This window comes from Komagataeibacter rhaeticus (assembly GCF_011611525.1).
In the GTDB taxonomy this organism is placed as follows: Bacteria; Pseudomonadota; Alphaproteobacteria; order Acetobacterales; family Acetobacteraceae; genus Komagataeibacter; species Komagataeibacter rhaeticus.
The window spans coordinates 149,156-162,770 of sequence record NZ_CP050139.1; the positions used below are offsets into that span (position 1 = coordinate 149,156).

11 protein-coding genes are annotated in these 13,615 nt (G+C 65.1%); 8 read left to right on the forward strand and 3 right to left on the reverse strand.

The annotated features are described in order from the left end of the window. The first annotated feature begins 6 nt into the window (after positions 1 to 6). Positions 7 to 423, forward strand: coding sequence for a 30S ribosome-binding factor RbfA (gene rbfA, locus GWK63_RS00655; RefSeq protein ID WP_007397081.1), 417 nt, complete (start codon positions 7 to 9; stop codon positions 421 to 423). Between the two features lie 209 nt (positions 424 to 632). Here rbfA and GWK63_RS00660 read toward each other — a convergent pair whose 3' ends face one another. After that, entirely contained in the window at positions 633 to 1,604 is a 972-nt protein-coding gene (locus tag GWK63_RS00660; RefSeq protein ID WP_007397079.1) for an MlaD family protein, read from the reverse strand. Positions 1,605 to 1,856: 252 nt separating this feature from the next. On the opposite strand from GWK63_RS00660, the gene truB reads away from it, so the two are divergent. From truB to GWK63_RS00680, 4 genes are all read left to right on the forward strand, one after another. Next, complete coding sequence (gene truB, locus GWK63_RS00665; RefSeq protein WP_007397077.1) at positions 1,857 to 2,777, forward strand: tRNA pseudouridine(55) synthase TruB; 921 nt, start codon at positions 1,857 to 1,859, stop codon at positions 2,775 to 2,777. A gap of 24 nt (positions 2,778 to 2,801) precedes the next feature. Next, positions 2,802 to 3,071 (forward strand): 30S ribosomal protein S15, encoded by a 270-nt coding sequence (gene rpsO / locus GWK63_RS00670; RefSeq protein WP_034927253.1) that lies wholly within the window; start codon positions 2,802 to 2,804, stop codon positions 3,069 to 3,071. Positions 3,072 to 3,368: 297 nt separating this feature from the next. Then, positions 3,369 to 5,507, forward strand: coding sequence for a polyribonucleotide nucleotidyltransferase (gene pnp / locus GWK63_RS00675; RefSeq protein ID WP_034926867.1), 2,139 nt, complete (start codon positions 3,369 to 3,371; stop codon positions 5,505 to 5,507). Positions 5,508 to 5,597: 90 nt separating this feature from the next. Further along, positions 5,598 to 7,016, forward strand: a complete 1,419-nt coding sequence (locus GWK63_RS00680; RefSeq protein ID WP_039998517.1) for an NAD(P)H-dependent flavin oxidoreductase — start codon at positions 5,598 to 5,600, stop codon at positions 7,014 to 7,016. 145 nt (positions 7,017 to 7,161) lie between these two features. Here the strand turns inward: GWK63_RS00680 and rdgB are convergent, their stop codons facing one another. After that, positions 7,162 to 7,782, reverse strand: coding sequence for an RdgB/HAM1 family non-canonical purine NTP pyrophosphatase (gene rdgB, locus GWK63_RS00685; protein WP_007397073.1), 621 nt, complete (start codon positions 7,780 to 7,782; stop codon positions 7,162 to 7,164). Then, on the reverse strand, positions 7,779 to 8,507 hold the full coding sequence (gene rph / locus GWK63_RS00690; RefSeq protein ID WP_034927256.1) for a ribonuclease PH: 729 nt from the start codon (positions 8,505 to 8,507) through the stop codon (positions 7,779 to 7,781). The genes rdgB and rph overlap by 4 nt, the downstream gene beginning before the upstream one ends. A 143-nt stretch (positions 8,508 to 8,650) precedes the next feature. On the opposite strand from rph, the gene hrcA reads away from it, so the two are divergent. From hrcA to GWK63_RS00705, 3 genes are all read left to right on the forward strand, one after another. Next, complete coding sequence (gene hrcA / locus GWK63_RS00695) at positions 8,651 to 9,730, forward strand: heat-inducible transcriptional repressor HrcA (RefSeq protein ID WP_007397071.1); 1,080 nt, start codon at positions 8,651 to 8,653, stop codon at positions 9,728 to 9,730. A 120-nt stretch (positions 9,731 to 9,850) separates the two neighbouring features. Continuing rightward, positions 9,851 to 10,738, forward strand: coding sequence for an aldo/keto reductase (locus tag GWK63_RS00700; RefSeq protein WP_007397069.1), 888 nt, complete (start codon positions 9,851 to 9,853; stop codon positions 10,736 to 10,738). 261 nt (positions 10,739 to 10,999) lie between these two features. Next, on the forward strand, positions 11,000 to 13,564 hold the full coding sequence (locus GWK63_RS00705; protein ID WP_039998514.1) for a penicillin-binding protein 1A: 2,565 nt from the start codon (positions 11,000 to 11,002) through the stop codon (positions 13,562 to 13,564). Positions 13,565 to 13,615 lie beyond the last annotated feature (51 nt).

Sequence of the window (13,615 nt, forward strand, 5' to 3'; positions counted from 1 at the left end):
AAAGGGATGGGCGAGAGCGGGCCGGCAGGGAAACTTGCCGGCCATTCCGCGTCAGGCCCCTCGCAGCGCCAGTTGCGCGTGGCAGAAGAAGTCCGTCGCGTGCTGGCGGAGATATTCGCCCGTACCGAGTTCCGTGATCCGGACCTGGCGGATGTGCGGATTACCGTGACCGAAGTGCGGATTTCGCCCGACCTGAAGCATGCCACCGTATTTGTTGCACGTCTTGGCCGGAGCGATGTGGCCGAACTGCTGCCCGCACTCAAGCGTGTAACACCGTTCCTGCGTACGCGCCTGTCGCACGCGTTGCGGCTGCGTGGTGTGCCGGACCTGCATTTCCAGCCCGATACCGCGCTGGATTATGCCATGGAAGTTGACACCATGCTGCGCCAGCCCGAAGTCCAGCGCGATCTGAAGGAAGACTGAACCGGGTTCCAGAACCCTGTTCATGAAATATCCGGTTCAACCATAAAGAAGTTTTTGGTGAAGCTTTTTTCAAAAAGCTTCAGAACACAGTGTCTTTTTGAAAAAGGCGACACCCAAAAACTGTTCTTGTTCTTCACCACCAGATTAAAAAGCCCGGTCTGGCATCTGCCAGAACCGGGCTTTTTGCATCGTGCCTTTTCAGGCGCGGCTCAATTGCGCCGGCCCATCAGCAGCAGCTGCGGGTTACGCTCCACATCGGTGGCAAAGCCGCGCAACGCGGCGGCGGCGGCGGCCAGGTCACGCAGCGACGAATCGATATTGGAGCGGTCGGCGGAACTGGGCGCGGTGATGTCATGCAGTCCGGCCAGCGCGCCGCGTGCTTCGGTTACCGTGTCGTTGGAATTGACCAGCAGGGTGTGCAGTTCGTCGCCGCGTGCATCAAGCTGCGCCGTGCCGGTATCGGCCAGGTGGTTGATGGAGGCCAGCGTGCCGTCCATGCGATGGTCAAGGTCACGGATGGCATCGGTCGCGGTATCGACCGTAACCCGCGTGTGGTCGGATGTGGCGCGCACGCTGTCCACCAGCGGTGGCAGATCCCTGTCCAGCTTGTCAGCCAGCGTGCGGATGCTGACCAGCATGGCATCGGCATTGTTGGCGATGTTCTTGAGCGGCAGCGCGGTCAGCGCGTCGGTCAGCTTCTGCATGTCCGATTCACGGGCGGGAATTTCGATCAGCGGGCTCAGGCCGGGATGCAGCTTGGCCGGGACGCCGGGGTCGAATGTCAGGTCGATTTCTTCCTGGCCGGTCACGAAACTTTGCATGTGCAGTTCCGCCCGCAGGCCGTTTTCGATCAGGCGCGGCAGTTCCTTGGTATCAAGTGCCCGGCCATGGCTGCCCGCCATGCGCGCGCCGTTGGCTTCCAGTTCCAGCGTTACGGGAATATAGGCCTGATGGGTCTGGGGGTCGAACTGTACGGCAATATGGTCCACATGACCGACCTGCACGCCATCGAAAGTGACGGGAGCGCCAACCCCCAGCCCGTTGACCGGGCTGTCGAAGATCACCATCGCGCGGTTGGTGGGGGAGAAGGGATGAAACTGTCCGAACAGCGCTATGGCGGTCACACCAAGCAGGGCCCCACCCAACACAAATGCACCGACCGTGGTCTGCCGTTCAGCCATGGTGTTCAGGTCTCCCTAGACGCAGAATGAAAAAACTCCCGAACACAATCAGCCATGCGCCCGTCTGTCGCAAGATGGCACCGCGCTGGCCGGAGGCAAAGCGGGATACGGGGATGGCAGGCATGTGCCCGCCCTGCCTTTTACCATGTGGGGGGCTGGCCGCCAGCCCCCGTGGCGGAATGGGGCATTGCCGTGCATGCGTGCCTCGTCTAAACGCAGCCCACCCCCATTATCCGTACAAGGTGCCCTGCAATGCGACGCAAACGTGGACGCCCGCTTGATGGCTGGCTGGTGATCGACAAGCCATCCGGCATGACCTCCACCCAGGTCGTGGGCCGGGTGCGCTACCTGTTTGACGCGGCAAAAGCGGGCCATGGCGGCACGCTGGACCCGCTGGCGACCGGGCTGCTGCCCATAGCCTTTGGCAGGGCGACCAAGACCGTGCCTTATATTATGGACGGCACCAAGCGCTACCACTTCACGCTGCGTATCGGTGAGGCACGCGACAGTGACGACGCCGAGGGCGCGGTGACCGCGACATCCCCCGTGCGCCCCGACAATGCGGCGTTCGAGGCCGCATTGCCGGCCTTCCGTGGCGAGATCATGCAGGTGCCCCCGGTCTATTCCGCGCTGAAGGTGGGGGGGAAGCGTTCCTATGACATGGCGCGCGCGGGCCATGCGCCCGAACTGGCCGCGCGGCCGGCGCGCATCGACCGTTTCGAGCTGATTGCGCGGCCCGATGCCGATACGGCCGTGTTCGAGGTGGAATCGGGCAAGGGGGTGTACATGCGCGCGCTTGCGCGCGATATAGCGCTGGCCTGCGGCACGGTGGGCCATGTGGCGGCGCTGCGGCGGCTGAACGTGGGGCCTTTTGATGAATCCCATGCGATTCCACTGGACAAAATTGTCCCAAGCGCCGACAACGCGCCTGCCCCACCGGATCTGCTCCTTCCGGTCGCGACCGCGCTGGCCGACATCCCGGCGCTGGCCCTGACACGGGAGGAAGCGGATGCCCTGTCATTTGGTCAGGTGATCGACCTGAACCAGCTGGCGGACCGGATGCCGGAACACACCGACCCGCGCAGCGGCGTCGTGCGTGCGATGGATGGGGCGCGCGTGGTCGGGCTGTGCCGCCCCGAGGGGGGATGGCTGCGATCAGTGCGCATGCTCTGAACCGGATGACCAATGGAGACGATGATGTCGATTACTGCTGAACGCCGCACGGCGCTTATTGGCGAATACCAGAATGCCGCGACCGACACGGGCTCGCCGGAAGTGCAGGTTGCCCTGCTGACCGAGCGGATCGTGAACCTGACCGACCACCTCAAGACCCACGCGAAGGATTTCCATTCCCGCCGTGGCCTGCTGATGCTGGTCGGCCGCCGCCGCCGCCTGCTGGACTATGTCAAGCGCAAGGACCAGGCCCGTTACGAAACGCTCATCAAGCGCCTTGGCCTGCGTCGCTGATTTGCGACATGGCGGGAACGCGGTCATAATGCGTGCCCGCCCGGCCTGCACGGACGCGGCGCATGCGGCTGCATGCCCGTGCCCGGTCGGGCCGGATATTTTCAGGCGCCCCTAGGGGCGCCGTCAACACGCTGCCATGCCATGGCGGAGATGTCCGGACCCGGATCGCAGCGTTTCAGGCCACATGGTGTTCTGGCGGCCGTGCCGTCGCGCTCCATGCCGTCCGAGGCGCTGCCACCAAACGTTCCCATGTCCGGGCCGCCTGCATTGCGGCACTCAACGGACAGGGTTGTCTGGATGTTTAATTATTTTCGCAAGGAAATCGAATGGGGCGGCCGCCCGCTGGTGCTGGAAACGGGCAAGATCGCCCGCCAGGCCGATGGCGCGGTTGTCGTGACCTATGGCGATACGGTGGTGCTGTGCACGGCCGTGGGCGCCAAGAGTGTCAAGCCGGGGCAGGATTTCTTCCCGCTTACGGTCAATTATCAGGAAAAGGCCTATGCCGCGGGCAAGATCCCCGGTGGCTTCTTCAAGCGTGAAGGCCGCCCGAGCGAGGCCGAGGTCCTGAACTCGCGCCTGATCGACCGCCCGATCCGCCCGCTGTTCCCCGAGAACTTCCGCAACGAAGTGCAGGTCGTCGCCACCGTGCTCAGCCACGACATGGAGAACGACCCGGCCGTGGTTGCGCTGATCGGCTGCTCGGCGGCGCTGACGCTGTCGGGCATTCCGTTCTTCGGCCCGGTGGGTGCGGCCCGCGTGGGGTACAGCAACGGCAAATACGTGCTGAACCCGACCATTTCCCAGCTTAAGGAAAGCGAACTGGACCTGGTCGTGGCCGGGACGTCCGAAGGCGTGCTGATGGTCGAGTCCGAGGCGGTGGAACTGTCCGAGGACGTGATGCTGGGCGCCGTGACCTTTGGCCATGAAGCCTTCCAGCCCGTGATCGACCTGATCATCGACCTGGCCGAGAGCGCTGCCAAGGCACCGTGGGACCTGGCCGAGCCGACGGCCGAGGAAATCAAGCTGCGCAAGAAGGTGGACAAGGCCGGTCGCGCCCTGATCGCCGAGGCGTACAAGGAACGCGCCAAGCAGGTGCGCTACAAGAAGGTCGCCGCGGCGCGTGAGGCCATCCTTGCCAAGATTGGCGAGGCCGACGCCGATGCCGCCAAGCCCATGATCAAGGATCTGGAAGCCGACGTGGTCCGCACCGAAGTGCTCGACACCGGCTACCGTATCGATGGCCGCGATCTGGAAACGATCCGTCCCATCGTGTCCGAAGTCGGCATCCTGCCGCGCGCGCATGGCTCCGCCCTGTTCACCCGTGGCGAGACGCAGGCCCTTGTGGTGGCGACGCTTGGCACCGGTCAGGACGAGCAGATCGTGGACGCGCTGGAAGGCGAATACCGCAACAACTTCATGCTGCACTACAACTTCCCCCCCTTCTCGGTGGGTGAGTGCGGGCGCATGGGCTCCCCCGGCCGCCGTGAAATCGGCCATGGCAAGCTGGCGTGGCGCGCCATCCACCCGCTGCTGCCGGGCAAGGACACCTTCCCGTACACCATGCGCGTGGTGTCCGAGATCACGGAAAGCAATGGTTCGTCTTCCATGGCCACCGTGTGCGGCACCTCGCTTGCGCTGATGGATGCGGGCGTGCCGCTGAAGCGTCCGGTCGCCGGTATCGCCATGGGCCTGATCAAGGAAGAGGACGACTTTGCCGTCCTGTCCGACATTCTTGGCGATGAAGACCACCTGGGTGACATGGACTTCAAGGTGGCCGGCACCGAGCAGGGTGTGACCGCCCTGCAGATGGACATCAAGATCACGTCGATTACGCCGGAAATCATGAAGATCGCGCTGGGTCAGGCCCGTCAGGGCCGCCTGCACATTCTGGGCGAGATGGCCAAGGCGCTGACCGAAGGCCGTTCGGATGTCTCGTCTTCCGCGCCCAAGATCACCACGATCTCGGTGCCCAAGGAGAAGATCCGCGACGTGATCGGCCAGGGCGGTAAAGTTATCCGTGAGATCGTTGAATATTCGGGTGCGAAGATCGACATCAACGATGACGGCACGATCATGATTGCCGCGTCTTCCGACGATCAGGCCGAGAAGGCCATCGAGCGGATCCGTGGCATCACGGCCGAACCCGAAGTGGGCCACATCTATAATGGCAAGGTCGTCAAGACCGCCGATTTCGGGGCGTTCGTCAACTTCCTTGGCCCCCGTGACGGGCTGGTTCACATCTCCGAACTGGCCGAAGGGCGCGTTTCCAAGACGACGGATGTCGTCAAGCAGGGAGACGAAGTGAAGGTGAAGGTGCTGGGCTTTGACGATCGCGGCAAGGTCAAGCTGTCCATGCGCGTGGTTGACCAGAAGACCGGCGCCGACATCACCGACACCGTGGGCGCCCGGCCCGGCCGTGCCCCCGGCGCGCGGTAAGACGCGGGTCCCGGCCTATTGATAACCCGGACGCGGGAGCGCCAGATGGCGTGCCCCGCGCCCGGGCAGATACATGACGATGGAATGGTGATGAAGCCGATCAATGCGATCCGTATGGGCGGGACGGATATTCTGCCCCTGGTAGAAGGGGGGAAGGGCGTCTCGATCTCGACTGGCGTTTCCGCCGGACACTGGGCGGCGGCGGGTGGCGCTGGCACGATCTCGATCGTGAATGCCGATTCCTATGATGAGAACGGCAACATCGTCCCCCAGACCTATCACGGCAGGACACGGCGTGAACGGCACGAGGAACTGGTCGATTACGCCATCCGCGGTGGTATTGCCCAGGCGCGCATCGCGCATGAGCTTGCCGGTGGCAGGGGGCGGATACACGCCAACATCCTGTGGGAAATGGGTGGGGCCGAGCGGGTCATCACCGGCGTGCTGGAAGGTGCACCGGGCCTGATCCAGGGGCTGACCTGTGGCGCGGGCATGCCGTACCGCCTGTCGGAAATCGCGGCCCGTTTCGGCATCCATTACTATCCCATCGTCTCTTCCGCCCGCGCCTTCAATGCCCTGTGGCGCCGTTCGTACCATAAGACGGCGGAACTGCTGGGCGGCGTGGTGTATGAAGACCCATGGCGGGCTGGCGGCCATAATGGCCTGTCCAACACCGAAAACCCGCTGGCACCGGAAGATCCGTTCCCCCGCGTGCTGGCGCTGCGCAAGCAGATGCGCGCCTTTGGCCTGGATCAGACCCCCATCATCATGGCCGGTGGCGTGTGGTGGCTGGAGGAATGGCAGGACTGGATCGACAACCCCGAACTGGGGCCGATCGTGTTCCAGTTCGGCACCCGCCCGCTGCTGACGCGCGAAAGCCCGATCCCCGATGCGTGGAAGCGCCGCCTGCTGACGTTGAAGAAGGGGGATGTGTTCCTCAACCGCTTCTCGCCCACGGGCTTCTATTCTTCCGCCGTGAACAACACGTTCCTGCGCGAACTGCGCGGGCGTTCGGAACGGCAGGTGCCCTTCTCGCCCGAGGAAATGGGCGAGCACACCGCGCCACTGGCCATTGGCGCACGCGGGCGGCAGGTTTTTGTCACCCCCGCCGACCGGCAGCGCGCGCAGCTGTGGATGCAGGAAGGCCATACCGAGGCCATGCGCACACCGGATAACACGGTGGTGTTCGTCAGCCCCGAAAAGGCGCGCGAGATCCTGGCCGATCAGGGGGCCTGCATGGGCTGCCTGTCGGAATGCCGGTTTTCCAACTGGTCGCAGCGCCCGCCCGCCTATTCCAACGGGCACAAGGCGGACCCGCGTTCCTACTGCATCCAGAAAACCCTGCAGGCCGCAGCCCACGCCCATGGGCCGGATCAGGAGGCGGTGATTGACAACAACCTCATGTTCGGTGGCACCAATGCATGGCGGTTCGCCACCGATCCGTTCTACGCCAATGGCTTCGTGCCCACCGTGGCGCAGTTGCTCGAACGGATCATGACCGGGCGCTAGGCGCCATTGTCGATAAAAAAGAACAGATGTTTTTGGTGAAGCTTTTTTCAAAAAGCTTCAGGGAACGCCGCCTTTCTGAAAAAAGGCGGCACCCGGAAACGTTTGTCAGTTTCTGAAGGCCGGCCCTGTGGGGGCCGGCCTTATTTTATGCCGCGTCCTGCGGCAGGCAGGCATCGCGGAACAGGGCGAAGGCCAGCCCGCGATGGCTTATGGCGTTCTTCTGCGTATCCGTCATGTCGGCAAAGGTGCGGGCGCCATCGCCGGGGGCGAAAATCGGGTCATAGCCGTGGCCGTTGGTGCCATGCGGCGGCCAGACGACATGGCCGTCAATCCGGCCCTCGAATGTTTCGGTCTGCCCGTCGGGCCAGGCAAGGCACAGGACGGAAATGAACCACGCGCCCCGGTCGGGACTGTCGCCGATCTGCTCATGGATACGGCGCATGGCGTCGGGATAATCCTTGTCCGGCCCGGCCCAGCGGGCGGAGAAGATGCCCGGTGCCCCGCCAAGGGCGGAGACGCAGAAGCCGGAATCATCGGCCAGCGCGGGCAGGTTCGCGGCCTTTGCGGCGGCCACGGCCTTGATGGCGGCGTTTCCGGCAAAGCTGTCCGCCGTTTCCTCCGGCTCGGGCAGTGAAAGGTCGCCCGCCGAACGGACATGAATGCCGTAGCCCCCCAGAAGGGCCGCGAATTCGGCAATCTTGCCCTTGTTATGGGTGGCCAGGACCAGTGTGTCGCCCCGGTTCAGGCGGTTGGGTCGGGTTGTCATGCCTTGAGGGCCTCTTCGACTGTGGCGGTCTGGATGCGGAACAGTTCCGCCGTCCCGGTGCGGGCAAGCCGCATGAGGGTATTGAACTGTGCCTCGGTAAAGGGGTCCTGCTCGGCGGTACCCTGTATTTCCACAATGCCACCATCGGCGGTCAGGACAAAATTGGAATCGGCGCGCGCCGTGCTGTCTTCCGCGTAATCAAGGTCAAGCACGGCGCCTTCCTGCGTCAGCCCGCACGATACGGCGGCAACCTGCCCCTTCAGCGGCACGGCGGGCAGGGTGCCCGCGCGTACCAGCGTTTCCAGTGCCAGGCGCAGCGCCACCCATGCGCCGGTAATGGCGGCGCAGCGCGTGCCACCATCGGCGTTGAGCACGTCACAATCCACCGTGATCGAGATCTCCCCCAATGCCCTGAGGTCGGTCACGGCGCGTAGTGAGCGGGCGATCAGGCGCTGGATTTCCTGGGTGCGGCCGCTCTGTCTGCCCTTTGCGGCCTCACGCGGGCCACGGCTGTGGGTGGCGCGCGGCAGCATGCCGTATTCCGCCGTGACCCAGCCCTGGCCCTTGCCGCGCAGGAAGGAGGGGACGCGCGTTTCCACGCTGGCGGCGCACAGGACTTCGGTTCCGCCCATGCGGATCAGGGCCGAGCCTTCCGCATGGCGGGCAAAGCCGGTCTGGATGAAGACGGGACGCAGCGCGTCGGTGGCACGGCCGGATGGGCGCATGGGATGGGTCTCCGCAAGGTGATGGGGCGGCATAGCGTGCAATCCCCGTCTATTTCCAGTCCCGCGTGGGCAGGGAAGCATATGATCTGCTATAATGGCGACATGCGGGGCACCGCAGGGGATGGATGAGGCAAACAGGAGGCATGGCGATGGAAACCCGACCACCGGTACCGCAGCCGGGCCTGCTGTCCGGGCTGGACCCGCGATCCGCCGCGATCCTGCGTGAGATCGTGGAGCAGTATGTCGAAACGGGCGAGCCGATGGGTTCGCGCACGCTCTCGCAGCGCCTGCCGCTTTCGCTCTCGCCCGCCACGATTCGCAATGTCATGGCGGACCTGACCGATGCGGGGCTGCTGTTTTCCCCCCATGCCTCGGCCGGTCGCCTGCCAACGGAGAAGGGCGTGCGGCTGTTTGTCGATGGCCTGCTGCAGTTCGGCAACCTGAGCGAGGAGGAGCGCGAAAGCATCGCGGGCATGCTGGATGTAAAGGGCCGCTCCTTGGAGGATACGCTGGCGCAGGCATCGTCCATGCTGTCGGGCCTGTCCTCGGCGGCGGGGGTGGTCATGGCACCCAAAAGCGATGGCGCCACCATCAAGCATATCGAATTCGTGGCCCTTGGTCCGGGGCGGGCGCTGGTCATTCTGGTCAGTGCGGACGGGCAGGTGGAAAACCGCGTGATCGAGACCCCGCCGGGCCTGCCGCCTTCCGCACTGGTGGAAGCGGGCAACTACCTTAACGCCCATCTGTCCGGCCAGACGCTGGACCGCCTGCGCGAGACGGTCAGTACCGACATGACGGCCAACCGCAACGAACTGGACCACCTGACGGCGGAGGTGGTGGCCAGTGGCCTTGCCACATGGAGTGACGCTGACGAGCGCGGCGGCACCCTGTTCATACGCGGTCAGGGCCGCCTGCTGGCCGATGTGACCGAGATCGAGCGCCTGACCACCATCCAGATGCTGTTCGAGCGGCTGGAAACGCAGGAGACCATGCTGCGCCTGCTGGACCTTGCCCGTGAATCCGAAGGGGTGCGCATCTTCATCGGGGCGGAAAGCGGGCTGTTCGGCATGGCGGGCATGTCGGTCGTGGTTGCTCCCGCGCGCACCGACAGCAACCGCATCGTGGGCGCGATCGGTGTGATCGGACCCACGCGCATCAACTATGCCCGCATCATTCCCGTGGTGGACTATACCGCCCGCGTGATTGGCCGCATGCTGGGCTGAAGGCCGGTATTGTCATGCAACCCGGCCCGCTGGCGGCCTTTATGTCCACCACACGGCACAACCGCGCGCCGCAGCCTTCCAACGGGGCCGCGACGCGCCTGAACGCGCAAGGAGAACGGTATGTTCACGCCTGATGCAAGGCAGTCCGGTTCATTCATGATCGGGGGTGACCTGGAGGTCACGCGGCTGGGTTTTGGCGCCATGCGCATTACCGGCCCCGGCATATGGGGGGAACCGGCCGACCGGGCGGCGGCACTCGCCACCCTGCGCCGCCTGCCCGAACTGGGCATCAACTTCGTTGATACGGCGGATGCCTACGGCCCGTTTGTGAGCGAGGACCTGATCCGCGAGGCGCTGCATCCCTACACGGATACCATAATCGCCACCAAGGGCGGCCACACCCGCCACGGCCCGGACATATGGAAGCCGGTGGGCAACCCCGACTACCTGCGCCAGTGCGTGCTGATGAGCATGCGCAGGCTGGGGGTGGAGCGCATCGACCTGTGGCAGCTGCATCGTGTGGGTGCCGACTGCACGCCCGAACGGCAGTTCGAGGCGATTGCCACCATGCGCGCGCAGGGGCTGATCCGCCATGTCGGCCTGTCCGAGGTGACGGTGGAGATGATCGAGCGCGCGCGGCTGTATTTCCCGGTGGCGACCGTCCAGAACCGCTTCAACCTCGTCAACCGGTATTCGGAAGATGTGCTGGATTACTGCACGAAGGAGAACATCGGCTTCATTCCATGGGCGCCACTGGCGGCGGGCAGCCTGACGAAGGGCGATACCCTGCTGACCCGCCTGGCCAGCGAGAAGGGCGTGCGGCCCGGCCAGGTCGCGCTGGCATGGCTGCTGCGCCGCGCGCCGGTCATGCTGCCCATTCCCGGCACCAGCAGCCCCGACCACCTGGCCGATAACGCGGCCGCCGCCGCCACTGACCTGAGTGATGAGGAATTCCGCCAGCTGGACAATGACGGCCGGGCCGAATGGGCCAGCCGGAACAATGCCTGAAAGGCTGGTCCGCAGGCTGTAGATCGTGCAGGGGTTTTGGGTGAGGCTTTTTTCAAAAAACTCCGGAGAACGCTGCCCTTGTTGAAAAAAGGCGGCCTCCGGAAACGTTTGCCATGCCTTATCGAAGGTCCGTTGTGGAAACGGTTTCCGGGCGCGCGGACTGGCATGGGCGGATGGATCAGGGGCGACGGCGGCGGCGGACAATGCTAGACAGGGGCCATCGACACATAACGGCCCCTTTCTTTCCCTATTGGATACCGGATGACGCTTGCTGACGGATCAGGCCGTGATGGCCGGATTGATGGACCCTCCCGGCCGGGTCCGGGTGGCCCACGCCGGCCCCGCTACCGGATGGTGCGCTGGCTGGCGGGCGCGACACTGGCCGTGGTGCTGCTGGGTGGCAGCACGGCGGGACTGGTGGCATGGCGGGAATATGAACGCCTGAGCGAGGGCCTGCCCACGGTGGACGGCCTGCGCACCTACCAGCCGCCGGTGATGAGCCGCCTGTATTCCGGTGATGACCAGGTCATGGCGGAACTGGCGGCCGAGCGGCGTATATTCGTCCCCTACAGCGCCATACCCGAGCGCGTGCGCAGTGCCTTCCTGGCGGCCGAGGACCAGAAATTCTTCACCCATGGCGGCGTGGACCCGATGGCCATCCTGCGCGCGGGCCTGACCGACATGATGATGCATGGCACCAAGCATCGCCCCATCGGTGCCTCCACCATCACCCAGCAGGTCGCGCGCATCATGCTGCTGGGGTCGAATGCGGTGTCGATCGACCGCAAGATCAAGGAAGCGCTGCTGGCCATGCGGCTGGAACAGACGCTGAGCAAGGAGCAGATCCTCGAGATCTATCTCAATGAAATCTATCTGGGCGAGGGCGCCTACGGCATCGCCGCTGCCGCACAGACCTATTTCAACAAGCCGCTCGACCAGCTTGACAATGCCGAGGCCGCCTTTCTGGGCGCGCTGCCCAAATCCCCCACCAACTACAACCCGCACCGCTTCGTGCAGGCGGCGACCAATCGCCGCAACTGGGTGCTGGACCGCATGGCGGACCTGAAGGTCATCACGCCGGAGGAAGCCCGTGCCGCCCAGCTTGAACCGCTGGTGCCCGCCAACTTCACCCGTCCCGGCCCGGTGCCCGCATCCGAATGGTTTGCCGAGGAAGTGCGCCGCGAACTGATCGAACGCTACGGCATCGGCACCACCATGGAAGGTGGGCTTTCGGTCCATACCTCGCTTGACTCACACCTGCAGCAGGTGGCCACCACCGCCCTGCGCGACGGGCTGCTGCGCTATGACCGCGCCCATGGTGGCTGGCGCGGCGCGTTCGCCCATGTCGATGAAAGCGAGGCGACGGGCGACTGGGCCAACGCGCTGGCCCGTGTCACGCCGCCGGTTGCCATGCTGGAACAGTGGCGGGTGGCGGTGGTGCTGTCGGCCGCCACCGGCCGCGTGGGCTGGCTGGAGGGGCGTGATCCGGTCGTGCCCCGTACGGGTGAACTGCTGGCGCGTGACCGGGCCTGGATGCGCGGTGGCAAGGGCATCCAGACAGGTGACGTGCTGCTGGTCGAACCGCAGGCCGATGGCAGTGGCGTTGCCATCCGGCAGGTGCCACGGGTGGAGGGCGCGCTGGCCACCATCGATGTCCATACCGGCCGGGTGATGGCGATGGTCGGCGGCTGGTCGTTCAGGGAATCGCAGTTCAACCGCGCGACACAGGCCGCCCGCCAGCCCGGTTCCTCCTTCAAGCCGTTCGTCTACCTGGCGGCGATGGAACAGGGGATCTCGCCCTCGCAGAAATTCGATGACTCGCCGGTAAGCTACGGTGAATGGCATCCAAACAACTACGAGAAGGATTTCTGGGGGCCGACCACGCTGCATGACGCGCTGCGCGAATCGCGTAACCTTGTCACCATCCGCCTGGCGGCCCAGATCGGCATGAAGCCGGTGGCCGCACTGGCGCAGACACTGGGGCTGGCCCATTCCATGCCGCTGGTGCTGCCCGCAGCCCTTGGGGCGGTGGAAACCACGGTCATGCGTGAAGCCGCCGCCTACGCCACCATCGCCAATGGCGGCAGGCTGGTCACACCCACCCTGATCGATGACATCAAGGATCGCAACGGCAACGTGATGTGGCGTTCCGGCGGTCTCGACTGGCAGCCCGGCGGTACGCCCGCCGATGGCCCGCGGATGGTCGATACCCGGCCGCAGGTCGTCTCCGCCGCCTCCGCCAGCCAGATCGTGGCGATGATGCAGGATGTGATCCGGCGTGGCACCGGCACCCATGCGGGTGCGGGCATCGACCGGCCCATCGCGGGCAAGACCGGCACCAGCCAGGATTTCAACGATGCATGGTTCGCGGGCTTCTCGCCCGATCTGGTCACGGTGGTGTGGGTCGGATTCGATACGCCGCAGTCGCTGGGCAAGAACGAGACCGGCGGCGTGATTGCCGGCCCGATCTGGAATCAGGTGATGAAGGCGGCGCTGGCCACGCGCCCGCGCCTTGACTTCCGTGTGCCCGAAGGCGTGCAGCTGGCCCGCTATGATACCGGCATGGGCATGGCGATCGACGCCTTCAAGCCCGGGCAGGTGCCCGGCATAAGCGTTGATCTGGGTGCCGGTTCGGGCATGGCGCTGACTGCGGCGGATACCGGGGCCGAGAACATGCCCGATTCCGAGACGGACATGGCCACCACGCCGGGCAGCCCGGTCGTGGCGCCTGACGGCACCACTTCGGCCGGGCATGCGATGGCCCCCGGCGCACCGGCCGCATCCCAGCCTTCCGGGGGTGACATTGGCATGGGTGGCCTGTATTGACGCCCCATTGGCGGGTGCCGCGTGCGCCCGGCCCTTATGACCGTTGACCAA

What these genes read in the sequence shown, in the direction of transcription:
- rph (WP_034927256.1), bottom strand. Translation starts at nt 8,507, where the DNA reads ATGCGCCCATCCGGCCGTGCCACCGACGCGCTGCGTCCCGTCTTCATC.
- GWK63_RS00680 (WP_039998517.1), top strand. Translation starts at nt 5,598, where the DNA reads ATGAAGCCGATCAATGCGATCCGTATGGGCGGGACGGATATTCTGCCC.
- GWK63_RS00660 (WP_007397079.1), bottom strand. Translation starts at nt 1,604, where the DNA reads ATGGCTGAACGGCAGACCACGGTCGGTGCATTTGTGTTGGGTGGGGCC.
- GWK63_RS00700 (WP_007397069.1), top strand. Translation starts at nt 9,851, where the DNA reads ATGTTCACGCCTGATGCAAGGCAGTCCGGTTCATTCATGATCGGGGGT.
- truB (WP_007397077.1), top strand. Translation starts at nt 1,857, where the DNA reads ATGCGACGCAAACGTGGACGCCCGCTTGATGGCTGGCTGGTGATCGAC.
- rpsO (WP_034927253.1), top strand. Translation starts at nt 2,802, where the DNA reads ATGTCGATTACTGCTGAACGCCGCACGGCGCTTATTGGCGAATACCAG.
- pnp (WP_034926867.1), top strand. Translation starts at nt 3,369, where the DNA reads ATGTTTAATTATTTTCGCAAGGAAATCGAATGGGGCGGCCGCCCGCTG.
- GWK63_RS00705 (WP_039998514.1), top strand. Translation starts at nt 11,000, where the DNA reads ATGACGCTTGCTGACGGATCAGGCCGTGATGGCCGGATTGATGGACCC.
- hrcA (WP_007397071.1), top strand. Translation starts at nt 8,651, where the DNA reads ATGGCGATGGAAACCCGACCACCGGTACCGCAGCCGGGCCTGCTGTCC.
- rbfA (WP_007397081.1), top strand. Translation starts at nt 7, where the DNA reads ATGGGCGAGAGCGGGCCGGCAGGGAAACTTGCCGGCCATTCCGCGTCA.
- rdgB (WP_007397073.1), bottom strand. Translation starts at nt 7,782, where the DNA reads ATGACAACCCGACCCAACCGCCTGAACCGGGGCGACACACTGGTCCTG.